The 24,799-nt window shown below is 67.0% G+C and carries 23 protein-coding genes; 2 read left to right on the top strand and 21 right to left on the bottom strand.

Annotated features, from left to right (window positions below):
• Positions 1–2 precede the first annotated feature (2 nt).
• The 6 genes from ACYQ1Z_RS08120 to ACYQ1Z_RS08095 all read right to left on the bottom strand — a co-directional run bounded on the left by ACYQ1Z_RS08120 (position 3) and on the right by ACYQ1Z_RS08095 (position 7,021).
• The gene (locus tag ACYQ1Z_RS08120) at positions 3–785 is read right to left on the bottom strand and encodes an SDR family NAD(P)-dependent oxidoreductase (protein WP_459791984.1); all 783 of its coding nucleotides are present in this window, start codon (positions 783–785) and stop codon (positions 3–5) included.
• 70 nt (positions 786–855) lie between these two features.
• A complete protein-coding gene (locus ACYQ1Z_RS08115) occupies positions 856–1,818 on the bottom strand; it encodes a LysR family transcriptional regulator (RefSeq protein ID WP_459791983.1) in 963 nt (320 codons plus the stop codon).
• A 90-nt stretch (positions 1,819–1,908) separates the two neighbouring features.
• Positions 1,909–3,486 carry a GMC oxidoreductase gene (locus ACYQ1Z_RS08110; protein ID WP_459791982.1) on the bottom strand — a complete coding sequence of 526 codons (1,578 nt, stop codon included), beginning with the start codon at positions 3,484–3,486 and terminating at the stop codon, positions 1,909–1,911.
• Between the two features lie 16 nt (positions 3,487–3,502).
• Complete coding sequence (locus ACYQ1Z_RS08105; protein ID WP_459791981.1) at positions 3,503–4,984, bottom strand: MFS transporter; 1,482 nt, start codon at positions 4,982–4,984, stop codon at positions 3,503–3,505.
• A gap of 160 nt (positions 4,985–5,144) precedes the next feature.
• A complete protein-coding gene (locus tag ACYQ1Z_RS08100) occupies positions 5,145–5,963 on the bottom strand; it encodes a hypothetical protein (RefSeq protein WP_459791980.1) in 819 nt (272 codons plus the stop codon).
• The gene (locus tag ACYQ1Z_RS08095) at positions 5,960–7,021 is read right to left on the bottom strand and encodes a Gfo/Idh/MocA family protein (protein ID WP_459791979.1); all 1,062 of its coding nucleotides are present in this window, start codon (positions 7,019–7,021) and stop codon (positions 5,960–5,962) included. Before ACYQ1Z_RS08095 ends, ACYQ1Z_RS08100 begins: the two co-directional genes overlap by 4 nt.
• 84 nt (positions 7,022–7,105) lie before the next feature.
• Between ACYQ1Z_RS08095 and ACYQ1Z_RS08090 the strand changes: the two genes are divergently transcribed.
• Complete coding sequence (locus tag ACYQ1Z_RS08090; RefSeq protein ID WP_459791978.1) at positions 7,106–8,368, top strand: ROK family protein; 1,263 nt, start codon at positions 7,106–7,108, stop codon at positions 8,366–8,368.
• Between the two features lie 10 nt (positions 8,369–8,378).
• Here ACYQ1Z_RS08090 and ACYQ1Z_RS08085 read toward each other — a convergent pair whose 3' ends face one another.
• On the bottom strand, positions 8,379–8,795 hold the full coding sequence (locus ACYQ1Z_RS08085; RefSeq protein WP_459791977.1) for a C-glycoside deglycosidase beta subunit domain-containing protein: 417 nt from the start codon (positions 8,793–8,795) through the stop codon (positions 8,379–8,381).
• Positions 8,796–8,863: 68 nt separating this feature from the next.
• On the opposite strand from ACYQ1Z_RS08085, the gene ACYQ1Z_RS08080 reads away from it, so the two are divergent.
• Entirely contained in the window at positions 8,864–9,853 is a 990-nt protein-coding gene (locus ACYQ1Z_RS08080) for a restriction endonuclease subunit R (protein ID WP_459791976.1), read from the top strand.
• Between the two features lie 288 nt (positions 9,854–10,141).
• Here ACYQ1Z_RS08080 and ACYQ1Z_RS08075 read toward each other — a convergent pair whose 3' ends face one another.
• From ACYQ1Z_RS08075 to ACYQ1Z_RS08010, 14 genes are all read right to left on the bottom strand, one after another.
• Positions 10,142–11,146 (bottom strand): sugar phosphate isomerase/epimerase family protein, encoded by a 1,005-nt coding sequence (locus ACYQ1Z_RS08075; protein WP_459791975.1) that lies wholly within the window; start codon positions 11,144–11,146, stop codon positions 10,142–10,144.
• Positions 11,147–11,161: 15 nt separating this feature from the next.
• Positions 11,162–12,349, bottom strand: a complete 1,188-nt coding sequence (locus ACYQ1Z_RS08070; RefSeq protein ID WP_459791974.1) for a Gfo/Idh/MocA family protein — start codon at positions 12,347–12,349, stop codon at positions 11,162–11,164.
• On the bottom strand, positions 12,346–12,744 hold the full coding sequence (locus ACYQ1Z_RS08065) for a C-glycoside deglycosidase beta subunit domain-containing protein (RefSeq protein ID WP_459791973.1): 399 nt from the start codon (positions 12,742–12,744) through the stop codon (positions 12,346–12,348). The genes ACYQ1Z_RS08070 and ACYQ1Z_RS08065 overlap by 4 nt, the downstream gene beginning before the upstream one ends.
• A gap of 9 nt (positions 12,745–12,753) precedes the next feature.
• Positions 12,754–13,551 carry a nuclear transport factor 2 family protein gene (locus ACYQ1Z_RS08060; protein ID WP_459791971.1) on the bottom strand — a complete coding sequence of 266 codons (798 nt, stop codon included), beginning with the start codon at positions 13,549–13,551 and terminating at the stop codon, positions 12,754–12,756.
• A 10-nt stretch (positions 13,552–13,561) separates the two neighbouring features.
• Positions 13,562–14,587, bottom strand: a complete 1,026-nt coding sequence (locus tag ACYQ1Z_RS08055) for a sugar phosphate isomerase/epimerase family protein (protein ID WP_459791970.1) — start codon at positions 14,585–14,587, stop codon at positions 13,562–13,564.
• 20 nt (positions 14,588–14,607) lie between these two features.
• Entirely contained in the window at positions 14,608–15,711 is a 1,104-nt protein-coding gene (locus tag ACYQ1Z_RS08050; RefSeq protein WP_459791969.1) for a sugar phosphate isomerase/epimerase family protein, read from the bottom strand.
• The gene (locus tag ACYQ1Z_RS08045; protein ID WP_459791968.1) at positions 15,708–16,103 is read right to left on the bottom strand and encodes a C-glycoside deglycosidase beta subunit domain-containing protein; all 396 of its coding nucleotides are present in this window, start codon (positions 16,101–16,103) and stop codon (positions 15,708–15,710) included. Before ACYQ1Z_RS08045 ends, ACYQ1Z_RS08050 begins: the two co-directional genes overlap by 4 nt.
• Before the next feature lie 69 nt (positions 16,104–16,172).
• Positions 16,173–17,729, bottom strand: coding sequence for a GMC oxidoreductase (locus ACYQ1Z_RS08040; protein ID WP_459791967.1), 1,557 nt, complete (start codon positions 17,727–17,729; stop codon positions 16,173–16,175).
• A complete protein-coding gene (locus ACYQ1Z_RS08035; protein WP_459791965.1) occupies positions 17,726–18,499 on the bottom strand; it encodes a TIM barrel protein in 774 nt (257 codons plus the stop codon). The genes ACYQ1Z_RS08040 and ACYQ1Z_RS08035 overlap by 4 nt, the downstream gene beginning before the upstream one ends.
• Positions 18,500–18,614: 115 nt before the next feature.
• Entirely contained in the window at positions 18,615–19,451 is an 837-nt protein-coding gene (locus ACYQ1Z_RS08030) for a carbohydrate ABC transporter permease (RefSeq protein ID WP_459791964.1), read from the bottom strand.
• A 3-nt stretch (positions 19,452–19,454) separates the two neighbouring features.
• On the bottom strand, positions 19,455–20,414 hold the full coding sequence (locus ACYQ1Z_RS08025) for a carbohydrate ABC transporter permease (RefSeq protein WP_459791963.1): 960 nt from the start codon (positions 20,412–20,414) through the stop codon (positions 19,455–19,457).
• Positions 20,415–20,468: 54 nt separating this feature from the next.
• A complete protein-coding gene (locus ACYQ1Z_RS08020; protein WP_459791962.1) occupies positions 20,469–21,755 on the bottom strand; it encodes an ABC transporter substrate-binding protein in 1,287 nt (428 codons plus the stop codon).
• Between the two features lie 216 nt (positions 21,756–21,971).
• Positions 21,972–23,450 carry a C-glycoside deglycosidase beta subunit domain-containing protein gene (locus tag ACYQ1Z_RS08015; RefSeq protein ID WP_459791961.1) on the bottom strand — a complete coding sequence of 493 codons (1,479 nt, stop codon included), beginning with the start codon at positions 23,448–23,450 and terminating at the stop codon, positions 21,972–21,974.
• A gap of 31 nt (positions 23,451–23,481) precedes the next feature.
• Positions 23,482–24,774 (bottom strand): C-glycoside deglycosidase beta subunit domain-containing protein, encoded by a 1,293-nt coding sequence (locus ACYQ1Z_RS08010; protein ID WP_459791960.1) that lies wholly within the window; start codon positions 24,772–24,774, stop codon positions 23,482–23,484.
• Positions 24,775–24,799 lie beyond the last annotated feature (25 nt).

Genomic DNA, 24,799 nt, shown 5'->3' with positions numbered 1-24,799 from the left:
CTTCAGCCCGGCAGGACCGCGGACCAGCCGCCGTCGACCATGAGGTTCGCGCCGGTCACATAGGAGGCTTCGTCGGAGGCCAGGAACAGCGCGCACCGGGCCACTTCTTCGGGCGCACCAATCCTGCCCAGCGGAATGCTCCCGGCGATGGCCCGCATTGGGTGGTCGGCGGCCAGCAGGTCGCCCTCCGTCGCAGCGGTCCGGATCATGCCCGGGCTGACGGCGTTGACGCGCACCCCGTGCCGGGCCCCTTCCGCCGCGAGCTGCTTGGTCATGGCCACGACGGCGCCCTTGGTGGCGGTGTGCGCGAGCCGGCCGTTGGTCATCGATCCAGTGACGCCCGCCGTCGAACCCACCAGCACGATGGCCGCGTTCCCGGCCCGGACCAGCTGCGGCCAGAAATACTTGACCGGCAGGAAGACCACATCCATCTCGTGCTCGACGTTCCACTTCCAGTCCGCGTACGTCAGGTCTTCCACGGGGGCGAAACGGGTGACCGCGGCATTGGCATAAAGGATGTGCACCTGGCCGTGCTTAGCGGCAACCTCCGAAGCCCAGGCGGCAACGGCGGCCTCGTCCGTGAGGTCCACCCTGCTGCTGCCCATCCGGCCCCCGGCGGCGGTGACCGCGGCGACCGTGGCCGCTGAGCCGACGTCGTCCATGTCGCAACCCAGGACCAGTGCCCCTGCTTCGGCGAAGGCGAGCGCCGCGGCCCGGCCCTGGCCGCTGGCCGTTCCGGTGATGACGGCGGTTTTGCCGGCGAGGAGCTGGCGGGAAGCAGGCATGGGGTCCCTTTCGAAGGCTGTTTCTTCGACTTTCGCAGGGATGAACCGGATGGAGAACCGCGCGTTGGGTCTAGGTGGTATCCGCGGCGCGGATAGGCACCGGGTGCGCGGTGACGGGAAACAGCTCATGCAGCCGGGCACAGGACCGCTGGACCACGGACCGCAGCCAGACGCTGGCCGGGTCTTCGGCCTGGGACGGATGCCAGTACATTGCCTCCACGAGCGCGGCCTCTGCGTCTTCAGCGAATTCCAGGACCGCGATGTGGGCACCGCGCTGCGCCCGGGACGCCAGCATCCGCGGGACCAGGGCCACGAGGTCGGTCCCCTCCACCAGCAGCGGCAGGGAAAGGAAGCCTGCCACCACGGCTGCCACGCGGCGCTGGATGCCGCGGGACTCGAACAGCTTGTCCGCGGGTGTGCTGATGCCCTCGCCGAAGTAGCCGACGGCGTGGGGCACCGAGGTGAGGTCGGCGAGGGTCAGCCGGGGCTGCTGGAGCAGGGGGTTGCCGGTGTCTGCAATGGCGACGAAGCTGTCCCGGAACACTTGCCTGCTTGCCCCCTGCATCTGGTAGCCGGTGGGCCCCACGAGCAGGTCGATCTTTGAGTAGTCGGCCATCTGGCCCTGGATTCCGGACTTGGCGGTGGGCACGAAGTCCACCGAGACCCCCGGGGCCTCCTCGCGCAGGATCCCCCGCAGCGGGCCCACGATCAGAGCCGCCGCGTAGTCCGAGGCGGCGATGATGAACTCCCGCTCGCTGGTGGCCGGGTCAAAGCCGGACCGCACGCGGGTGGCCCGCTGGATGTGGAGCATGGCTTCATCAACCAGCGGGACCAGCGACTGCGCAAAGGGCGTGAGTTCGTAGGTACGGCCGTTGCGGACCAGGAGCTCGTCGTCGAAATGCCGCCGGAGCCTGCCCATCGCCGCACTCGTTGCCGGCTGGCTGAGCCGGAGCCGCTCCGCCGCCCGGGAGATGTTCCGCAGCTCCAGCAGGACCTGCAGATGGGGCAGCAGGTTGAGGTCCAGGTTCTTCATACCCACAGGTTAGCCGCGCCTCCGTCCATGCGGGCGCCGGAACGGCTTACCGCCACGGGCGGAGGCGATGCAGGTTGACGCTCCCCGAGCCTAATAGCCCCGGGGCGCAAGGCCTTCCGCGGCCTTGCGTGCGCCGCGGACGGCGATGGCGACGCTCATCAGCGTGGGGTTCATCGCAGTTGCCGTCGGGATGAGCGCGTTGCCGCCCACCAGGAGGTTCTCGTAGCCCCACACTCGGGACCAGGGATCGGCGACGGACGTGCCGTCGTCGGTCTCGCCCATGCGCAGGGTCCCCTGGTAGTGCAGGCTGGACCCGTTGGGCATGAGGCGGGGCTCGGCGACGAACACGCCCAGCGCCTTGCCGGCGCGCCGCAGCCGCTCGGTGGCCTCGGCAATCTCCTTTTCTTCCCGCTCTGTCAGGGCATATTCGATGGTCATGTTCGGGAAACCGCGGTAGTCCGGCTCGTTGTCATCGAAGGTCACGGCGTCCTCGTAACGCGGATGCTTGCGCATGCCGTAGCCCATGTTGACGTAGCCCCAGCGGTTCTCGGAGTACGGGGTTCCCGGGTCCATGGGGAACGGCGTGGACTCGGAGTACATGACCTGGACGGAGAAGGGGTGCTCGGGTTCGGAAAACGGGATGCGGTTTACTGCGGCCACCGGGTCTGCCGGGTTCTGCGCGCGGCGGGCCAGTTCGGCGTCGAGGTCCTCCTCCGTGGCGAAGCGGCCCATCTTCTCGGGGTCCAGCGCCACGGTGGAGATGACCACGGGGTGCTCGGTCAGGTAACGGCCCAAGGCCTTCGGCCGGATGCCGGAGGCCCACAGCAGCTGCGGGGAACGGAACGCATCCGCGGCCACCACCACCAGGTCCGCCGCCACGAAGGACTCCTCCCCGGTGCGGAGGTCCTGGACGGTCACGCCGGTGACCCGGGTTCCGTCCCGTTCCACCTTGCGCACCAGGGTGAGGTCGCGGAGCTCGAACCGCTGCGACAGCGGATTGTCCGGGTCCACGAGTGGTCCGAGGACGACGTCGGCACCCGCCCAGCGCACGGAGCCGTCCGGCTGCGGGTCCCCGGCGACGGGGAGGGTGCCCACGCCGTAGCCTTCCGGCAGTTCCGCCCCGAACTCCTCGTCCAGCAGGGACCGGATGGCTTCACCGACCTTCGAATCGGCGAAGGCGGCGCTGTGGACGTGCAGCAGTTGCTTGGCCTCTTCAATGAGGCCGTCCCATTCCCCGTCCGCGATGAAGGGGATCTTCTCGCTGAAGGCGGGCGACGGCGTCGCGCAGGTCCAGTGCGCCCCCTGGCCGCCGACGTTGGTTGCCGCAGCCGCGGCCGGGAAGGTCGGGGCGTGGGCTGAGCCGGCGCCCCCGAAGTCCAGCAGGTGGGTGCCCTGGCGAGCGGTGAACATGCCTTCGGTGACGGTGCCGGCGGGGATGCCGAGCGACTCGCGGTAGGCCCCGGCTTGCGGCCCCTGCGACATCTCCCGGGCACGCGCCTTTTCGACGGGGTCCGGGATGTTCCGCACGCTCTCGCCGGGGACGGAGGTGAGCTGCGGACCGGCTTCGAACATCACCACCCGGGCGTGGGGAAGCTGCTCCACGAACGTCCGGGCGTAGGTTGAGCCGATCGGGCCGCTGCCGACGATGGCGATGGTGGGGTTGGACATGATGTCTCCTTTGAAATCAGGCCGGGAGGGTTTCGGACGTGGTGTGGCGGGCGGAAACGGGGTCATCGGAGAGCCGGCCGTGCGGCAGCAGGACCGCGGCGATGATGCCCACCGCGTAGGTAGCGGCGAGGGCGATGAAGATGGGTGTGAAGACGGAGCTGTAGATCAGTGCGACGGCGGCCTGCACGTCCGGCGCGGCCGCGTGGACCAGGTGCGGGGTCAGGGTGGCGGCGTCCAGGCCGGACGGAAGCATCGCAGCCACACCGAAGCCGATCACCCCGCCGATGACCGCCGTGGCCACTGTGGAGCCCACCTGCCGGGCCAGGTTGATGCTGGCGGTGATGGTGCCGGTCTGGCTGGCGGGGGCGGCGCCCTGGACGACGGCGATAATGAGGCTCATGAACGCCCCGGTCCCCAGGCCCACGGCAGCCATCACGATCATGGGCACCCACAGGGGAAGCCCCGCGGGCAGCATGGCCATGACGGAGAGCCCGGCCGCGCCCAGCGATGTCCCGATGATCGGGAAGATCCGATACCGTCCGGTGCGGCTCGCCAGCCAGCCTGTCAGCAGATTGCCGATCAGCATGCCGAACACGGTGGCAATGGGCACCAGGCCGGACACGGTCGCCGTGGTCCGGTAGGCCATCTGGAAGTACGTGGGCAGGTACGCGGTGATGGAGAAGAGGCCGACGCCGATAATCGCCGAGAGCGCGGTGCCCGCCGCAATCGTGCGGTTGGCGAAGAAGTGCAGCGGCACGATGGGTTCGCCGGAGCGGCGTTCAATGAAGAAAAAGGCCACGAAGCCTGCGGCGCTGACAGCGAACGCCGTTGCGGCGGCGAGGCCGGAGTTGCGTTCGGCTGCCCACGTGGCGGCCAGGACGAGGGCAACCAGGGCGGCTGTGAAGACCGCCGCTCCGGCGACGTCGAAGTGCCGCGGCCGGGCGCCTGGTTCGAGGCGCGGAACGGCGATCAGTGCCAGGATCAGGGCGGCGGCGCCCACCGGGATGTTGATCCAGAAGACCCACTGCCACCCCCAGTAGTCGGTGATGGCACCGCCCAGCACCGGGCCGATGAGGATGGCGATCGGAAAGGCGGCGCCGATGATGGCCATGTATCGTGGCCGCTCCCGTTGGGTGGTGACGCGGGCGATAATCGTCTGGGACATCAGTTGCAGGCCGGCGGAGCTCATGCCCTGCAGGACCCGGGCGGCAATGAGCCACGCCATGTCCTGGGCGAAACCGCAGGCCAGGGAAGCGGCCAGGAACACCAGCAGGGAAGCAAGGAAAATCCGGCGCGCGCCCAGCACGTCACCGAGCTTGCCGAGGACCGGCAGCAGCACCGTGCTGGCAAGGGTGTACCCCACCACCACCCAGCTCATCAGCTGAAGGGCGCCGAGTTCGCCGGCAACGGTGGCGAGGGAAGTGGAAACGACGGTGTGGTCCAGGGCTCCAAGGAAGGAGACCGTGAGCAGGGAAACAACGAGGAGACGCAGTCTCAAAGAGGAAAGTGGCATAGTGGTCTGCCCGATCGATCGGGCCGTCGACGCGACATGTTGTGCCTCCGCCGCACCTGCACGGCCGAGAACGGGTCCGGCTGGAACCCCAACGCCATCACCCATACTATCCGTACTTTTGTCTAAATTCAACATAAGAGTGCTGTTATTCGACATCAGCGTTCTGCGCGTCAAGCAGCGCCCGCGTGAGGGCCATGTCCTCCAGCAGCTCCTGCAGGTCCAAAAGCGGCTCTCCCAAGGAACACGCCTCGAGGGCCCGCCGCAGCGCCACCCGGGCTGACGACTCATAGCGCTCCGGAGTCCGCAACGTCCCCCTACTGCCGGCTGTCTCCACGCGCGTGAGCACCGCCGGCTGGTCCACCAGGACCTCGGTCCGCACCTCACCGAGCCCCAGCACCTGGAGGAGCCCGCCGTCATGGAAGCCGCCGGCCGCCGTCGCCAGCAGGCTGACGGGCACCGTCACGCGGTCGCCGCCGGGTCCGGGTCCATGCAGGAGTGCCATCCGGCCGTGGGCCGTCGCGGTGGCGCCACTCAGCGCCAAGGGTCCACCCGCCAGGACCCTTGCCCAGCCGAGCCCGTCACAGACCACCTCTCTGAGGACACCGGCCGAAGCCGCGCACTCGACCGTGACCGCGGCCGTGGCCTTGCCTTCCCGGGCCCGCAAAGCGTCGGCAACGACGTCCGGACGCAGGCGGGAGCGTTCGATGATGACAGGGATACCTCCCGGCCACCCGCCGTCGAAGACTTCCCGGGGAAGGACTGCCGGGTCAGCCACCACCACGGCAGCGGCCCCCTCCTTCCGGGCTGGCAGCAACCCCTCCCACCAGTTGCCGATTCCCGGCACCACGACCACGGATCCGCGGGCCCCGTCCGCGCGTTTGGCACTGGCGGGAAGCTCGGCGACCGCCGCGACGTAAGATGGCAGGTCCGTGAACACTCCCAGCGCCGACGTCAGCGCACTCATACTGCCGCCCCCTCGATAACCTTGGCCGCCGCAGCGTCGGCCAAGTCGATCGCGTAACGCGCGTCAGCCAGCAGTTCGTCATACTCCACCGGCGCAGCCCCTTCCAGCAAGGATCCGAACAGGCGCCACTCCGCCACATACCCGTCCTCCGGATCCCGCCGGTACTCCGTCCATTGCCCGTCGACGCTTCTGACCCTGGTGGCGGCACTGCCGGCATGGACGAACGCCGGCGGGAAGTTGACCTCGACGCGGTCATGGGAGGTGGCGATGCTCATCCGCCAGAGGGCATCCGGCCCTTCCGGAAGCATGATGAGCGCCAACTGGACCAGGACTCCGCCCGCCCGGTAGCCCACCAGGTAACCAATCGGCGGAACGACCCTCGCGTAGGCCACCTCGTCGATGCCAGGAGCGACGTCCCGAACAGCCGGCAGGTCATGGACGGCGAGGCCCGTCAGTAACTGCCGCAGGACATCTGCCGCCACGGACGGATCGTCGAGGTCAGGACGTCCTCCGCGCCGGGCCTGGAAGGGGCCGCCGTCGGACACCAGCCGGTGATACCGCTCATTGGGCGGGAGGGCGAGGGTGACAGAGATTGCCCGCACCCGCCCCTCGAGGGCAGCAAGGTGGTGCTTCGCGCGGCCCCACGCGGCGTCGAACAGGTGGTTGGTGCCCACCAGGAGTATGGTCCCCGCGGAACTGCAGGCCGCGATGACAGCATCCGCGTCCGCCCTGGTGGTGGCCAGCGGCTTTTCGCAGAAGATGGCGCGCTTCCCGGCGGCGACGGCGGCCAGGATCTGGCGGGCGTGTTCTGCCGGAGGGCTGCAGACGGCCACCACCTCAACCTGTGGGTCCGCCAGCAATTCGCCTTCGCCGGCCGACCAGCGGGCACCCAGCCGCCGGGCGGGGTCGCGCGCGCGGCCGCTTCCGGCGTCCGCAACATGCACTACGTCGTACAGGTCGGCGAGCCGCCCGAGCACCGGGAGGTGGAGAGCCGCCACCCCGGGCCCGGCCCCAAGTATTCCTACCTTCCACGGCATGGGCGCCCTCTCTTTTGTCATTATTATTCCTAAGTTTGGCATGTTTTGGCCTTAGTTGCGTCGGAGCGCACCTTAGTGCCCCTTACTGTGGGAGAATTGGGAACTATGACGACAGACTCCACGCTCCGCTTTGGGGCGCAGACGGATGAAGTGACGAGCCTGCTGCGGATCGTGAATCTGGTGCGGACGGGCGAGGCCACCACCCGGCCAGAGATCGGCAAAGTCACAGGCCTGGGCCGGGGTGTTGTCAGCCAGCGCGTCGACCAGGCCATCTCCATCGGGTTCCTCGGCGATGGGGAGTTCGGAGCCTCGTCCGGGGGCCGGGCCCCGCGGACCCTCCGCTTCCGGGCGGAGCAGGGCATGATCCTGGTGTGCGCATTGGGAGCGGCCCACATCAGGGTCGGCGTCGCAGCGCTCGACGGTGACATCCTGGAGCACACGCACCGCGCCTGGGACATCGCCACGGGCCCCGAAAAGACCATCGACGCAGTGATGGCACTTGCCGAAGAAGTGCTCAAGGCACACGCCAAGGTCCCCGTCTGGGGCGTGGTGGTGGGCCTTCCCGGGCCCGTCGATTTCGCCTCAGGCCACCCCGTGGCACCTCCGATCATGCCGGGGTGGAACGGCTACGACGTCCGCACCCCCTTCGAGCAACGCTTCAACGCGCCCGTCTGGGTGGACAACGATTCCAACCTGCTTGCCCTCGGGGAACGCGCCCGGCGGCGCGATGCCGTGGTGGACCTGATTTACTGCAAGATCGGCTCAGGCGTCGGGGCGGGCTTGCTGTCCAAGGGCAGAATCCACCGGGGGGCCAACGGCGCTGCCGGGGATATCGGCCATGTGCGGGTTTCAGATTCCGATGCCCAATGCCGTTGCGGCAAGACCGGCTGCCTGGAGGCAGTTGCCGGCGGCTGGGCCCTAGTCCGGGATGCCGAGCAGGCCGTCAAGGACGGGACCAGCAGTTCCCTCGCCGGAAAGCTGCAGAAGGGTGAACTGACCCTCGAGGACATCACGCTTGCGGCCCAGGCCGGCGACTCCCTGGCCATCGCCCTGGTCCAGAAGTCGGCCCGCGTTGCGGGTGAGACCATCTCGGCACTGGTGAACATGTTCAACCCCGGAGTCATCGTCATCGGCGGGGCCATCGCATCCGCCGGCGAGGTCTTCCTGGCCGAGGTGCGGCAGCGCGTCTACGAACTGTCGCTGCCGCTGGCAACCCGCGACCTCACCATCACCCTCTCCGTCAATGATGAACGGGAGCCGCTGCGCGGTGGTGCTGAGCTGGCCCGCGAACAGTTGTTCGACATCACCTTCCCGCGCTGGTTCGCCGACGGCCGCCCGTCGCCGGAACGGGCCGCAGTTCCAGCTTAGGCAGGGTCGCTCAGGCCACGTCGCGGGAGGCGGTCGCCGCCGATGGCCGACGTGTATCCAGCTGTGCCTCAAGGTGGAACGGCAGGACCAATGGCGAACCAGGTCGCGCCTGCAGGTAGGGCACCAGAAGCTGGAAGTCCACGGAGACGGCGTGAACCCCGGGTTCAAGCCTGCACCCGCCCGCCAGCACCAGGCGGTCCTGGATAAACCACCAGGCACGCTCCTTCGGCAACTTCTCCGCGGCAACCCGCCGGTCCCCCAGCATTACGGAGAGGTCCGCCTGCGGTGTGCGACCGCCGTCGATCTCTACCGCCAGGCCGCTGACACTGGAAAGTGGCATCGACCGTATCCAAGGCAAGCCGACCCTGAGCTCGAAGCCCGCGGCGGTAATGGTCAACGCGTCTTTGCGCAATGCTGTTTCCAACATGACTGGCATCCTTTATCCTGAAAATGACATAAGTTTGTCGTTAACAAGCGTAACTGGGAAGGCGGCATATGGCCCCCGAAATTCCTGCCGGCTGGACCTTTTGCGCCAGCTCCTTCAACTGGGCGCCGGAGATTATCTCGGCCCGCCGGACCGCCGCGGAGATCGTGACCGGCATTGCGGGCACCGCACAAACAATAGAACTTGAGCCCGGCCTCGTGTGGCGCTCCTTCCCTGACCCCCGGGACGCTGAAGTGGACGCCCTGCGGGATAGCCTGGCTGCTGCGGGCGGGAGCATCAGCATGGTGGGCGCCAGCCTCGACGACTTCACCTCGCCCACGGACCGCCGCTCTTTACAGGAGCGCGTCGATTTCCTGCTCCCCCAGCTGCAGGCCGCCCGGCGGGTAGGGGCCGACGGCGTCCGGCTGCCGATCGGACAGGCGGGCGGCGAACTCCTCCGGCGGTTGCTCCCCTTGCTCCATGAGCTGGACCTGGTGCTGTATGAGGAGATCCAGGGGCAGCAGAGCCCGGCGAATCCCGCCGTCGCACCTGCACTGGACGAGATCGCCGGGCTCGGCGACGCCCATGTCCGCGTCCTCGTGGACATCAGCATGCTGATGCCGGCGCTGCCCGTGACCTATCTCGACGAGCTGCGCCGCGCCGGCGTGGACGCTGCGCTCATGAGGCGGCTGGAGAATGAGTGGCGTGATCCGTTCACCCTTGATGCCGTGACGGCGCTGCTGCGCTCGGGCGGGGTTCCACCGCGCATCCACACGCTCTTTATGAACCTGCTGATCCGGTTCGGCCGCAGCGAGGCCGCGGACCTGGAGGGCCTCCTGCCGCTGGTGGGCGCGTTCCACCTGAAGTTTTGGGATTTGGACGACGACGGCGGGCGGGTGTCGCAGCCGCTGCGTGACCTTGGCAGCCTCCTGGGCAGGCACGGCTTCGCGGGCACCCTGACTAGCGAATGGGGCGGCCACGAGTGGCTGCGGGACGATCCCACGGAGATGACGCGAAAGCACCTGGCCCTGGCGGAAGCTGCATTGACCCCCGGTGGTTGAGGAAACCCAAACGCCCTATCATTTCCTGCCGCTTTTGACCCGACCCCCTATCACTTCCTTCGACCTCTAGCGCATCCCTCTATCAGTTTCAAGAAGGTCGACGGCGTTCTGCCGCGCCTACCGCATCGGGCTACCCATGACCCGCAAAGTGATAGAGCGTCCGCCGAATTGGGGCAAGAAGTGATCGGGCGTCCGAGGAACTGAGGCAGGAAGTGATAGGGCGTCCGCAAAGGCAAAACGGCCGGCCCTGCCGGGCCGGCCGTCGGCCGTCGACCGTTTGTTGTGCTGCTACTTGGTGCTGAAGGCTGCGTCGAACGCGGCGGCGGAGGGCTCGTAGCTGGAGAGCCTGCGTACGAACGCCAGCGCCTCGGGGGCACCGTCGAGGCGGTCCATGCCGGCGTCCTCCCACTCCACCGAGAGCGGGCCGCGGTAGTTGATGGAGTTCAACATCCGGAACGCATCCTCCCAGGGCACGTCGCCGTGACCGGTGGAGATGAAGTCCCAGCCGCGGCGCGGGTCGGCCCATGCCAGGTGGGAGGAGAGCCGGCCGTTGCGGCCGTTGTTGAGCCGCTTCTTCGTGTCCTTGCAGTGGACGTGGTAAATGCGGTCCTTGAAGTCCCACAGGAAGCCCACGGGATCGATGTCCTGCCACACCATGTGGCTGGGGTCCCAGTTCAGGCCGAAGGCCTCGCGGTGCCCGATCGCCTCGAGGGTGCGCTGCGTGGTCCAGTAGTCGTAGGCGATCTCGGACGGGTGCACCTCGTGGGCGAACCGTACCCCCACTTCGTCGAAGACGTCCAGGATGGGGTTCCACCGGTCCGCGAAGTCCTGGTAGCCGGCGTCGACCATCTTGTCGGAGGCCGGCGGGAACATTGCCACGTACTTCCAGATGGATGATCCGGTGAACCCGGTGACGGTCTTGACGCCGAGCTTGGCGGCGAGCCGGGCGGTGTTCTTCAGTTCCTCCGCGGCGCGCCGGCGGACACCTTCCGGGTCTCCGTCGCCCCACACAACGTCGGGCAGGATGCCGCGGTGCCGCTCGTCGATCGGGTCGTCGCAGACAGCCTGGCCCTTGAGGTGGTTGGAGATGGTCCACACCTTGAGGTTGTTGCGCTCCAGGATCTCCAGCTTGCCCTGCACGTACGCGTCGTCGTCCCAGCGCCACGGGTCCAGGTGGTCGCCCCAGCAGGCAATCTCCAGCCCGTCGTAGCCCCACTCGCCGGCGAGCCGCGCCACTTCCTCGAACGGCAGGTCGGCCCACTGGCCGGTGAACAAGGTGATTGGTCGTGCCAACGTTGGTTCCCTTCCTTACGGTGCCTGTACGGGGACGCCGGAAGCGACGCCTGTCCAGGCGGAGTCATTGTCCGAACTGCGCTCGACGGCGTCGAGCACCCGCTGCACCCGTAACCCGTCAGCGAAGGACGGGTGCGGGTCCGTGCCGCCCACGATACCCTCCACCAGGTCCTTCACCTGGTGCGAGAAGCCGTGCTCGTAGCCAAGCATGTGCCCCGCGGGCCACCAGGCCGAAACGTAGGGGTGCCCGGCCTCGGTGACCAGGATTTTCCGGAAACCCTGCCGGTCGGACGGAGCCGTGCGGTCGTAGAACTGCACGCTGTTGAGGTCTTCGAGGTCGAAGGCCAGCGCACCCTTGTCGCCGGAGACCTCGATCTGCAGGGCGTTCTTCCGGCCGGTGGCGAACCGCGAAGCCTCGAAGGATGCCAGCGCACCGGATTCGAAGCGGCCGGTGAAGATCGCGATGTCGTCCACCGTCACCTTGCCATAGCCCGCACCGGCGGTCCCGGACAGACCGCTGCCGGAATCCAGCAGAGGCCGTTCCTTGACAATCGTGTCGATGACACCGGAGACCTTCCCCAGGTTCAGCCCGGTGACGAACTGGGCGAGGTCGATGGCGTGCGCCCCAATGTCCCCCAGCGCGCCGGAACCGGCGTGCTCCTTCTGCAGGCGCCAGGCCAGCGGCATGTCCGGGTCCACCAGCCAGTCCTGCCGGTAGGAGGCGCGGACGTGGTTGATGGTGCCCACGGCACCCTCGGCGATCAGGTTGCGGAGGAAGGTCACGGCCGGCACCCGGCGGTAGGTGAAGCCCACCATGGCCCGCACCCCGCGGGCTGCAGCGCGCTCGGCCGCGTCGGCCATGGCCTCGGCTTCCGCCACGGTGTTGGCAAGCGGCTTTTCGCACAGGACGTGCTTCCCGGCCTCGAGCGCAGCGATCGCGATCTCGGCGTGCGAGTCGCCGGGGGTGACAATGTCGACGACGTCGATATCGTCCCGGGCGATCACCTCGCGCCAGTCGGTGGCTGACTCAGCCCACCCCCACTTGGCCGCGGCCGCAGCCACGGCCTCGGCGTTGCGGCCCACAACGACGGCCATCTCGGGCTCGGCGGGCAGGTCGAAGACCCGCGGCGCCGTGCGCCAGCCCTGGGAATGGGCGGCGCCCATAAAGCCGTAGCCGATCATGGCCACGCGCAGGGTCGTCATGCGAGCACTACCTTGCGGTCCACGGCCACCCGGTTGCCCACGTACCGCATGGGGGCGATCTGCATGTAGAGCAGGCGGAGGGTGAGGATGACCTCGACGTCGATCTCCTCGCCCGCGTCGGGGACGCGGTCCAGCGGGATGATCACGTCCGGCTTGTCGGCCACGAACCAGAGGGTTTCCCACTGCTCCGGCAGTTCGGCGATGGAGTAGGACTTGCCCTGCAGTTCGAAGCGGAGGGACTCCTTGGGAATGGGCACGCCGTTGACGGTGGCCGCGACGTCGTCAACAGCGGACAGCCAGAGGCTGCGGTACCAGGGCAGCTGCACGGATACGGCAATGCCCTCGGGGTGCCTGCGGACGTCCGTGTCCTGGAACAGGGAATTGTGAGTTGCCATGGGCTTTCCTTACTTGAAAGTGTCGACGAACGTGTCGTGCGGTACGGGGGGCAGCGGATCCAGCGTCTGCCGGGTGGACGGGTTGTATGGATGGTACTCCCGGTCGACGGGCTCGTCAGCGGGCGGCATGAAAACCGGTTTGCCGTCGTCGCCGAAGTACATGAGGTCCAGCGCGAACGCGTGCTGGTTCTTCTCGGCGAAGCTGATCCAGTTCTCCTCGAACGGCGCCCGCAGGAGCTCGTAGCAGCGGAACTTCCAGATCTTCCATTCGCCGTCCTGGCGCAGGAAGTCCACCGCGTATTTGCACCAGACCCAGTGGGCCCATACCTTCTTGCCCTGCACCTCGCCGGGCGAATACATGTAGTCCGGGCTGCCCTTGGCCACTTCGGGGTCCGTGAGGCCGGATTCGTTGCCTGCCATGATCCAGACGCCCTTGGCAGTCTTGCCGTCGGCGGCCACCTCGATGACCGGCGTGGTGGTGTAGTGCAGGATCAGTTTGCCTTCGGGCCGCGGCCGGCCCTGGTGATAGCGGATGACGCTCTCGTAGTCCGTGTACTGGCCGGCGTTGGTGTAGCGCGCCCGGATCCCGGGGGTTCCCGGCTTTACCCACAACGGGATGATCTGGTCGTCCTCGAACGCGTTGTGCAGGTACATGTAGCGGTTGAACAGGTTTTCGATTTCGCCCCTGTCGTTGGCCCGGCGGGCCAGCGTGAGCGCTTCGGCGAGTTCCGCGCGGAGGCGCTCCACCTCGGCGGCGAGGCCGTTTTCGGTGGAGGTTTCGACGGCGGCTGCTGCTGTTTCAGGCACGGGAACCTCCTCAGGCGGGAACGACGGCGTCTTCAATGGCCTGGCGCATGAGGGCATGCTGCTTCTTGACCAGGTCGATGGGGTCGGATTCGCCGAGGTCGGCGAAGGCGTGGCCTTCCCATTCGCTGGACAGGAAGCCCTGGTAGCCGCCCTTGACGAACTGGCGGACGATCCGGGGGATGTCCATGGCGGGCTCGTTACCGTTTTCGTCGATGTCGTAGAACTTGGCGTGCACGTGGAACATCTGGGGCATGATGTCCAGCCACTCCTCCGGCGGGACCAGGCCGTGCATGTTGAAGGCGAGCCGGGTGAACGGGCCCAGCCGGGCGGGGTCGAAGTTGTTTTCCCGCAGGTAGTCTTCGAACTCCTGGTTCCGTTCCTGCATGGGCAGGGGCTTGCGCCAGATGTCCTGCATGACGGCGAAGTGCTCCTCCGGCAGGCCCATTTGGGTGAGGGTGCGGAACAGCGTGGGCGAGAGGCTGTGCATGGTGGAGCTGAAGTCGGCGGTGAAGCCGAGCCGGTCGCTTCCGAGTTCCTCGTACATTTCGCGGATCTGGAGGATCTTGGGATCGTTGGGGCCCTGCGGGGCGTGGATTTCGTAGCCCAGCTTCTGGTCGTACTTCTCTGCCAGGGGAAGCAGCCGGCGGAGGAGTTCCTTCCCGGCGGAGCGGATGACGATTTTGTGGAAACCGAGGGTGTTGGCCGTCTTCAGCTGCCGTGCGAAGAAGTCGTATTCCTCGTCCGGGGTCATGTCCCGGTCTTTGCGGCGGCCCATGTCCAGGTTGGTGCCCACGGCACTGGGGGTGAGGCCGTAGCGGTCCATGCTGTCGCGCCACAGTTTCACGAAGTCGTTGTCGACGTCGGGGTAGGTGCGGAGCATCTGGGCGATGTTGAACTCAACGCCCGGGCCGAGGCCTTCGTCGGCGACGGCCTTGATCAGGGTCTCCGGCGTGTACACGCCGGCAGCGAACTCCGAGGTGAGCGAATAGAGGGTGATGCCAAGCTCGATGCCCGAGCCTGCGATGCCTTCTGACATGTGTTTGGGTCCCTTCGTGGTCAGCCGCGGACGGGCTGGGCGAGATGGCTGTTGAGGATGCGGCGCGCTTCGGCGGCGTCGGTGATCATGGCGGAGCCGGCGCTGGCTGCGGCGGAGCGCTGGACGGCCTGTTCGCCCCGGATGATGTCGAACGGATCCTGCCAGTTGTTCCAGTGCCAGCCTTCGTATTCGCTGGAAATGGCGCCGGAGTAGCCGTTCTCGACGAGCTGCCGGACCAGGCCCCGCACGGGGACGGAGGGCTCTTCGCCGGTCTCGTCGATGCCGAAGAACTTTCCGTGCACGTGGCGGACCCAGGGCATGATTTCGAGCCAGGTGTCCAGCGGGGCCGGGCCGAACAGGCCGGTGCCGTTGATGGCGAAGTCGATGCCGAGGTCCGGCCGGCCGTTGCGCGCGGCCAGGCCGATGAAGGCTCCGAAGCGTTCACCGTGGACCTTCTGGGTGTTGGGCGGGCCCTCGGCGTAGAAGCCGTTCCACAGCTCCACCACCTGCCGGAGCAGGTCCTCCGAGGCGCCGCGGCGGCGGTAGGCCTCCAGCAGTGAGGGGGCGAAGCCGGTAACGGTGGCTCCCCAGTCGGCGGTGAATCCCAGCAGCGGGGAGTTGAGCTTCTCGTAGCGGTCACGCAGGGCGAGGACACGCTCATGGGCGCCGTGCTGGTCCGCGTGGACTTCCAGCGCCAGGGTCACGCCGTACTGCTCGGCGACCGGCAGCAGGCTTTCCATGGCATCCGGGGTCAGCGAGATCTGGACACGGGCGATCGGGAAGCCGAGCCGGGCTGCCACCTCGATCTGCGTGCGCATGTACTCGACCAGCTCGTCGTGGTTCATGAGCCGGTCGCGGCGGATGCCGGTGTCCACGTTGACGGCCAGGGAGGTGGGAACCAGGTCCACCTCGGCCACGAGGTCGCGGAAGTGGCCCACGAAGTTGTCGTCAATGTGACCGGGGAAGCCGCGCAGGCTGGAGAACCCGATGATTTCCAGGCCCGGGCCGAACCCGTCGGCGGCCACCTTCCGGATGAGGCCGTCAAGGTCGTACTGACGGGCGTGGAAGGCCCGGGTGAAGCTGTAAAGGGTGACGCCCTGGATCGGGGTGCCGAGGCTGGTCATCGCTGTGCCACCTTCATGGTCTTGGTGTCGTGCTCTTCGATGTGCAGCACGCCGTGGTCGGTGATGATGTAGGGGATGTAGAGCTTCAGGTCCACGCGGACCTCATGCTCGGCCTGCGGGTCGTCCACGGGAAGCTCGCCGGACAGGACGGCGGAGTCCAGCGGATACCACCACTCGCCGGTCTCCTCCACCAGCTCCGCGAAGCTGAACGTGCGGTCGTTCATGGTCCACCGCAGCGAATCTTCCGGGGCGGCAACGCCGTCGATCGTCAGTGCCGCGCCGGCGATGCATGAGCCCGGAAGGGCCCGGTACCACGGGATGCGGACTTCGACGGCGGTGCGGCCGTCCTGGGTGGTGAGTGTTCCCTGCTCGATTATGCGGTCGGCAATCATCGAGACCTCCTTGTCTTCGGCATGCCTTTTGCTGTGCCGGATCAAAAGCGCTGGTCAGGCACTTATTCTTTAATTACTCATCCTAATGTCCGAATCATACATAAGTAAAGAGCTGCTGATGTCGTGCGCGATTTTCCGCGCCCCGCGCACGGCGAGCGCTACCGCCGTCAGCGTCGGATTGCACGCGGTGGCGGTGGGAATGACGCCGTTGCCGGCCACGAAAAGCCCGGGAACGTCCCAGACTTCGCTGTCCGGGGAACAGACGCTCCCGCCGTCGTCCGTTTCACCCATGCGCGTGGTGCCCTGGTAGTGCAGCGACGCTCCGGGCGGCAGGACGAAGGGGTGCTCGTCGAGCGGCTCCCCCACGGCCTTGCCCAGCCGCACGATTTCCTGCTTCGCGCGCCCGAGTACCTGGTGGTCCTTGTCCGTGAGGCTGTAGTGGATGCGCATGGCGGGCATGCCGTACGAGTCGCGGGCTGCGTCGTCGAACTCCACCCTGTCCTCGCGCTGGAGGTCCTTGGCACAGAACAGGCCCAGTCCCACGATGGAGCCCGGCACCACGGGATCATCCTCGGCCAGCGGGACGGGTGAGGCATCCAGTTGCATAATTTGCCCGTGGAAGGGCATCTCGTCGGTGTAGGGCACCCAGGCGACGCCGCTCTGTTCACTGAGCGCGCCGTTAACGGATCGCGGCGCGTCCTCGGCCTTGACGTCGCGGAGCCGGCTCGCGAACACCACCTGCGCCTGGTCGTTGAGGTAGCGGCCCAGGGCAGCGGGACGGATCCCGGAGGCCCAGAGCAGCTGCGGCGTGCGGAGGGCGTCGGCGCCCACCACCACGTACCGCGCGGCCACCCTGGACGTGGCACCGGTGCGGCGGTCCTGGACCTCGACGCCGGCCGCGGCGCCGTCCTCCACCAGCACGCGGGTGACCAGGGATTCATCGAAGAGTTCGAACTGCGGGTTGTTGCGGGTTGCATCGCCCATCACGACGTCGGATCCGGACCAGACCAGGCGGCCGTCCTTCCGCCGGTGGACGGCGAGCGGCATGGGCTGGACGCGGAAGGCGGGCGCGCGGCCGTCGTCGACGGCGGCGGCGAGGCGTTCACGGACGAGGTCGGAGAAGGGGGCGCCGTCGAAGGCGTGCGTGGTGACTCCGAGGAGGCGGTCGGCCTCGCCCAGGAGCTGCTCCAGGTCGGGCAGGAAGCCGATGCGCTCCTTCCCTCCGGGCCGCGGACAGGCGGCCGTCCAGTGCGCGGCCATGCCGCCCACGTTGCTGGACATCGCCGCGACCGGCATCCCGTCTTCACCCGGGAAGGCGTAGCCGTCCTGCAGCAGGTAGGTTCCGGGACGCGCCCGGCGTTCCCCGCTCTTGACCGCTCCGGGCGAGTTCACCGTGGCAGCGCCCGCTCCCGGGCCTTCGGAGGCGCGCTGGGCGAGGCTGCGCCGGTCAGCGTCCTCGATGTTCTTGACGTGCGCCCCCGGCGGGTTGCTGACGGTGGGGCCAACCTCGAACATGGCGATGGTGGCGCCGGGGGCTTCCTCGCTGAGGATCCGGGCGTAGGCGGATGCCGTGGGGCCGCTGCCGACGATGGCGACGTCGACGGCGGCGGGATACCTGCTGCTCACCGCGCCACCAGTTCCTGGATGCGGCGGACGGACTTGGCGGAGTCGATGGTCGGGTAGTACTCGAGTCCGATGGGTCCGGTGTAGCCGCTGTTTTCCAGGTCGGCGAGGCGGGCGGACCAGTCGATGGATCCCGAACCGGGTTCGCCGCGGCCGGGGGCGTCGGCGATCTGCACGTACTTGACCAGGTCGCCGGCGTTGGCGAGTTCGGCGGCCACGTCCTCGCCCTCCACGGTGGAGTGGTACAGGTCGTAGAGGACGCCGAAGTCCGGCGAGTTCACGCCCCTGGCCACGTACACGGCCTCGGCGGTGCGGTCCAGCAGCGCACCCGGGTGGTCCACGCGGACGTTCACCGGCTCGAGGACAAGCGTGATGCCGGAACCGGCGATGTGGGCGACGCCCCTGGTGAAGATCTCGATGAGTTCGTCCAGCTGGTCCTGGCGCTTGCGGCCGCCGAAGCCGGTGCCGCTGCCCACCACGATCCTCGGGCAACCCAGCTGCCGCGCCACGTCCACGCCGGCGTCCAGGCCCGTGTAGAACGGGGCGTGGTCCTTGGGCGGGATCATGAACTGCATGCGCGGTTCCGCCAGCTGGGCGGTGAGTTGGACGCCGGTTTCCTCAAGGGCCGCCTTCAGGCCCGGTATGTCCTTGCCGGTGGGTCCCCACATCTCGACAGCGTCGAAGCCTGCGGCTGCTGCGGCGCGGACACGGTCTGCGGCATTGTCGCCGGCTTCGGAGAACAGAAGGTCGATGTTGGGCGCGAGTTGAAACATGGGTTTCTCCTGGAAGTTGGTGTGGTTGGCTAAGGCAATGAGCGGCCGAAGGACCGTTTTTGGATGCGGGCGATTGCCGCGGAACGCCCTGCGTCCGCGGTAACCGCCTGGCGGGTCAGCCCTTGAGGCCGCCGGAGAAGCCCTGGATGAAGCGCTTCTGCGCGAACAGGAACAGGGCAAGGATGGGGATCATGGACACGATCACGATGGCGAAGATCGAGTTCCACTCCGAGACCAGCGAACCGATGTAGTAGTACATGGCCACCGGCAGGGTCTGGTTTGCGGAGCCGCCGAGGAAGATCAGCGAGGTGAAGAAGTCGTTCCAGACGATGAGCCCGGCGAAGATGGTGACCGTTCCAGTGGCTGGCGCCATCATGGGCAGCACCACCTTGGAGAAGATCTGGGACTTGCTGGCGCCGTCGATCGTGGCCGCTTCCTCGTAGTCGGTGCCGAGGCCGCGGAAGAAGTTGGAGTACAGGAAGATCGACAGCGGCAGGAGCATGCCGGTGTACAGGACAATCAGACCCCAGGCGGAACCGGTCAGGCCCAGGGCACGGGCGCCCATGTACAGCGGAACGGCACCCAGCTGGCCGGGCAGGATGATCGCGATCAGGAACAGGTAGTAGGCGGCCTTGCTCCAGCGGCGGGTGTTGCGGGAAATCACGTAGCCGGTGACCGAACCCAGGGCGATCAGTCCCACGATGCTTCCGGCGGTGATGATGGTGCTGTTGACCAGGCCCATCACCACGTTGGAGTTGCCTGTGGCGGTCAGGACGTCAGCAAAGTTGCTGAAGTCCGGGCTTTTCGGCAGGGCCAGGGGCGAGGTGGTGTACATCTCGCTGTCCGGCTTCAAAGCGGTGGTGATGAGGAAGTAGAACGGCGCGAGGAAAACCAGGGCCAGGGCCCAGAGGCCGACTTCGCGGAGCAGGGTGAGTTTGGTGTAGCGGAACATGTCTTAGTCCTCCGGGTTCTGCCGGGTCAGCCGCTGCTGGATGACGGCGAAGAACAGGATGATGACGGCGAGCACCAGGGCCAGGGCGGCGCCGCCGCCGAAGTTCCCGAGCGCGAAGGCCTGCTTGTAGACCTGGGTGGCCAGGGTCTCGGTGGCACCGGAGGGTCCGCCGCCGGTCAGGGCCATGATCGGGTCGAAGACCCGGAGCCCCTGGACGATGCCCAGGGTGGTGGCGATGGCGACGGCGGGGCGGATCGCCGGGAGCGTGACGTTGACGAAGCGCTGCCAGAGGTTGGCTCCGTCAATGGCGGCCGCTTCCTCCACCTCCACCGGAACGCTTGCAAGTCCTGCCATGAAGATGACCATGGCGAACCCGGTGGAGCCCCACACCAGCACTACCAGTACGGTCCAGATGGCCCACTGCGGGTCCGCGAGCCAGGGCTTGGCCAGGTCGCCGGCACCGATCGAGGTGAGGAAGACGTTGATGGGCCCGTCGAAGTCGAAGATGTACTTCCAGATGTAGGCGGTGGCCAGCGGGCTGAGGACCACGGGCATAAAGAAGAGGGTGCGGAGGATGTACCGCGTTTTGACGATCCGGTTCAAACCCAGGGCGATGACAAGTCCCGCGACGTTGCCCAGGAACACCGAGCCGAAGGCCAGGAAGAGGGTGTTGGTCACGGCGCCGACCTTGGCCGGGTCCTTGAAGATGGCCTCGAAGTTCTGCCAGCCAACGATCTTGAACGCGCCGATGCCCGTCCAGTTGGTGAAGGCGAAGAAGCCGCCGATTCCTGTTGCCACATAGTGGATGGCGAAGACAAGGGCGATTCCGGGCAGCGCCCACCACCAGTGTCCAAACTGCAGTCCGCGGCCCCGGGGGCGGGTGTCGTCACCCGTCCCCGGAGCGCGCCGGCCCCGCCGGGGTGCTTTGGCTGCTTCCGTTTTCGGTTGCATCGTCGCAGTCATGATAGATCCTTGCTTATCCCGTTGGGCCGGTAGAACGTTGATTGATCGGGTCCGTTATCCCCAGGCTGCGTCCATTGCCTGCAGCACCTGGTCAGGCGTCTTCTGCCCCGTGATGATGCCCTGGACACCGGTGGCAAGTGCGTCGTAGACCGCGGAGTTCGGCCACAGGATGTTCGGCAGCGGGCCGTACTTTCCGTCCTTGATCAGGTCCCCGACGTTCTTGTAGGCACCGCCCTCGAAGTCGTAGCTTTCGAGTCCACTGACCGGGAGGGCGCCGTCGATCTCGGCAAAAGCCTTGGTCTGCTCGGGCTCGGCTGCCCACTCCAGGAAAGCCTTGGCTGCTTCCTTGTTCTTGGAGGCAGCGTTGATGGAGAACGCGTAGTTGGCACTGGCGTACAGGTACTCCTTACCCGAGCCCTCTTCCGCCGGAAGCGCACGTACCCCGAATTCGGAGCCCGCCGCAGCTGACTGCAGCTGCTTCCAGCTCGTGGCCGGGATGAATCCTGCCACTGCCGTACCACTGGCAAGGCCCTTCGTAATGGCGTCAAAACCGGCACCGGCGGCCCCCTTCTGGAAGCATCCCGCGTCCTTCAGGGTGTTGACTGCTTCCAGCGCTGACTTCCAGCCCTCGGAGTCCGCGAACGTGACCTCCTTGGCGGCGCGCTTTTCGTTCCACTGGGGGTCTTCCCCGTAGACACGGGAGGCTGCCAGGGACATCGCGGTAAGGCCCGTGTTGGGGGGTGCTGCACCGGCAAGGGCGAAGAGGGACTTCCCCGAGGATTCCAAGGCTTTGCATTGCTCTTCAAGGGACCCAAAGTCGGTGGGAAACTCCCCGGCCGCCTTAACCGCAGCCTCGTTGGTGACCAGTGCAGACACCGTGATGGCTGTTGCCTGGCCAAAAACCTTGCCATCCGGGCCGAAAGTCTTGGCGCTCCCTTCCGGGAGGAGCTCTTTCGCCGAATCGCCCAAGGGCTCAAGGAACCCGGCCTCCGCCAGCGGCAGGATACTGCGCCCCTGGCCGCTTCCGGGTGAGGTAACCACGATGTCGGAGGCGTTTCCGGCCTGGAGCTGCGTCCGCAGGGTCTGGTCGTAGGAGTCGTTGGGCAGCGGGTTGAATGTGACCTTCACGTTGGGGTTGGCCTCCATGTACTTCTCGGCGAGTACCTGGAAGGGGCTTTCGATGGTGTTGGAGGTGGCGAAGGACAGCGAAAATTCCTGCGTACCGCCTGAAGCGGAGGTGCTGCCGGCGGAGCCTGAGCAGCCGGTAAGAACGAGGGCTGCGATGGTGGGGACGGCGAGGGCGCCGGCCTTCAGGCCCAGGGAGCGACGGTGCTGTGACATGTCCAGCCTTTCTGACTTCTTTGTCGAAGAATTTCCGGAGCCGTGACCCCGGTCACTTCCAAGTATGGGGGACATGTGCAGAAAACGCACATAAGTATTGCAGATAGCAGACATAAGTTAGGCGGAGGTCTGGACGGGCGTGCCCGAGACCTCCGCTTAAACGCCTTTGCTGCCCGGCCAGGCCGGGCAGCAAAGGCGTTAAAGGACGCTGCAGGGTCAGGCCGATGCCAGCGATGACCGCATGCTCTTACGGATGAGGTCATGCTGCTTGCGGACCAGCAGCAGGGGATCCACCTCCCCCAGTTCGGCGAAGGCGTGGCCCTCCCATTCGCTGGACCAGTAGCCGCGGTAGCCGCCCTCGACGAACACCCGCACCAGTTCCGGATAGTCGATGGCCGGTTCGCTGCCCTGGTCGTCGATGTCATAGAACTTTGCGTGGACGTGCAGGATCTGCGGCATGATGTCCGCCCACTCCTTCGGGCTGACATGGCCGTGCATGTTGAAGGCCAGGTGGGCAAAGGAGCCGAGGCGGGCAGGATCGAAGCCGCGGGCCCGCAGGTAGCCGATGAACTCTTCCTGCCGCGCCCGCATTGGCGCGTCGGTGGCCCAGATGGCCTGCAGCTTCACAATGGCGTCGTCGTCCAGGCCTGCGCGCCGGACCGCGCGGAGCAGGGTGGGTGACATGCTGTGCATGGTGGAGGAGAAGTCGGCCACGAAGCCCAGCAGCGGTGAGTCAAGCTCGGCATAGACGTCGCGCACCTTCATGATTTCCGGCGAGTTCGGCCCCAGCGGCGCGTGGATCTCGTAGGCGAGCTTGAGCTCCAGGTCCTCGGCGAGCGGCAGGAGCCGGCGGAGGAGGTCGGGCTTGGCGCTCTGGATGCGGACCAGCGGGAATCCGAGTTTCCTGGCGGCATGGAACAGCGTCTCCGTGAACTCGTACTCCTCATCGGGAGTCATGTCGCGGTCCCGGCGGCGGCCCATGTCCAGGTTCGCGCCGAAGGAGCTGGCGGCGAAGCCATACTTGTCGAAGGCCTCCTGCCAGGACCGGGTGAAGTCGTCGCTCACACGCGGGTAGTTGGGGAGGACCTGGGACGCCACGATCTCGATGCCGGGTCCGATGCCCAGCTCCGCCACCCTGTTCAGCAGGCCGTCGAAGTCGTACCAGCCGGCGCGGAACTCGGCGCTGGCGGAGTAGAGGGTGAGTCCAAGCGAGAACGGATCATTCTCCACCTTCGGCGGTGGCGGCGTGACCGCCGTCGTCAATGCCGGCGCCGCAGCCGCCCTGTCCGTGACGGTCAGCTCAAGCGTCTGGTTGACGAAGTTCGGAACGTACATGCCCGGTCCGCCGTCCCGGCCCGGGGCAATCTGCATGTACGGCAGGCGCAGCTCACCCGCGAGCTGGACCTTGTGCCGCTCCCCCAGCGCCACGGGACTTTCCCGCTTCGTGATCAGCAGAGGGTGGTCCTGGAGGTACCAGAGGGTTTCACTCTGGGCCGGAAGGTCCGCAAGCCCGTAGCGGAGGCCGCCGAGCTCGAAGGAGAGGTCCGCGGCCGGAACTTCCTCGCCGTCGATGGTCAGGCGCAGGCTGGAGACCGAGGAGAGCCACAGGCTCCGGTACCACGGAAGCGTCAGGGACAGGGCGAGACCCTCGGGGTGGGTGCGCAGGCTTGCGTCGTCAAGGAGTCCGTTTGGCATGGCTGTTCTCTTTGCTGGGAGATGGGATGGGTCAGGAAAGCCCGGAGGCTGTGCTGCGGATCAGGGCATGCTGGCGGCGCACCTGTTCGATGGCGCGCCAGGGCGTGCGTTCACCCTCGTATTCGCTGGACAGGTACCCGGCGTAGCCGGAATCCTTGAGTGCCTGCAGCACTGGCTTCCAAGGGATCTGCTGGTCCTCAAGCTGTTCGTTGATGTCGTGGAATTTCGCCTGGATGAACACCACGTACTGGGCGATGTCAGCGAAGTCGGCAGGATTCACGCCGATGCCGTCGAGGAAGGCGGGACGGGTTTCGCGGGTTTCGCCTTCGCGCAGCGGGATTGGCCGGTCCTGGAAGATCCCGGTGTCGATGAGGAGGCCGAAGTTCTTGGTGCCGGTCCGCTCGATCAGGCCGATGTAATCATCCACCACCGGGTGCTTGATGGGCGTGGGCGAGTGGATCTCCGGGCAGATGATGATGCCCAGCTCGTGGGCGAGGTCCAAGGAGCGCTCCACCGATTCGGTCCAGATGGGGTCCGGCACCAGGTCGCTGGAGACGACGCCGATCTTGGGCCGGACGAAGCCGAAACCGAGCCGATGGGCAAGCCGCAGGTCACGCTGGAGCGCAGCCGCACCCTCGGCGGCAGTCATGGACCGCCCGGGATGCAGGCGCGTGTCGATCCAGGAACCGTAGTTGGTGGGCTCCAGCGAGTACTTCTCCAGCAGGCTGAACCAGCTGTCCACCCAGGCCGGCGACGGCTCCGGATAGCCGGGGACGTGCCCCTCCCCGAGGATTTCGACGCCGGTGGCACCGACATCGGCCACTGCGGCGAGTGCCGTCTCCAGGTCCATCGCTGTGCCGTAGTCGCCCATGAAGCTGTAGAGGGAAACCCCGTAGCGGAAGGTGCCATCGCCGCCTTCCGGCGCAAGGGTGACCGCCCGGCCGGCACGCTGGATTGTGGGCTGGTGCTCCACGGGAATGTAGGACATCCGCAGGCGCAGCTCGATGGTGAGCTCGTGGACCCCCTGCGGCAGGCCGCCGTCGTAGGGAACCGTGACCACCGCCGCCTCCTCAAGCGGCCAGCGCACGCCGTCGCTCTCCCAGAGCTGCTGCAGCGTATAGGTCTGCCCGCCGAACGTCCACAGCGGAACCTCGGGGCCGACGTCGACAATGCTGCCTACGCGGACGGCGATGCCGTCGATCAGCGAAGCCGCCATGCCGCGGTAGGACGGCATGCGGACCCGGAACTGGAAGCCTGTGACTCGACCGTTTTCGGTGACGTTGCGGAAGCCGACGGACTGGATGAGGTCTCGTTCGAGAAGCATCATTGCTCCCTCTCTGTAGGTGCAA

It is taken from the genome of Arthrobacter sp. AD-310 (genome assembly GCF_054656615.1).
This window is presented reverse-complemented; position numbering and strand designations above follow the sequence as displayed.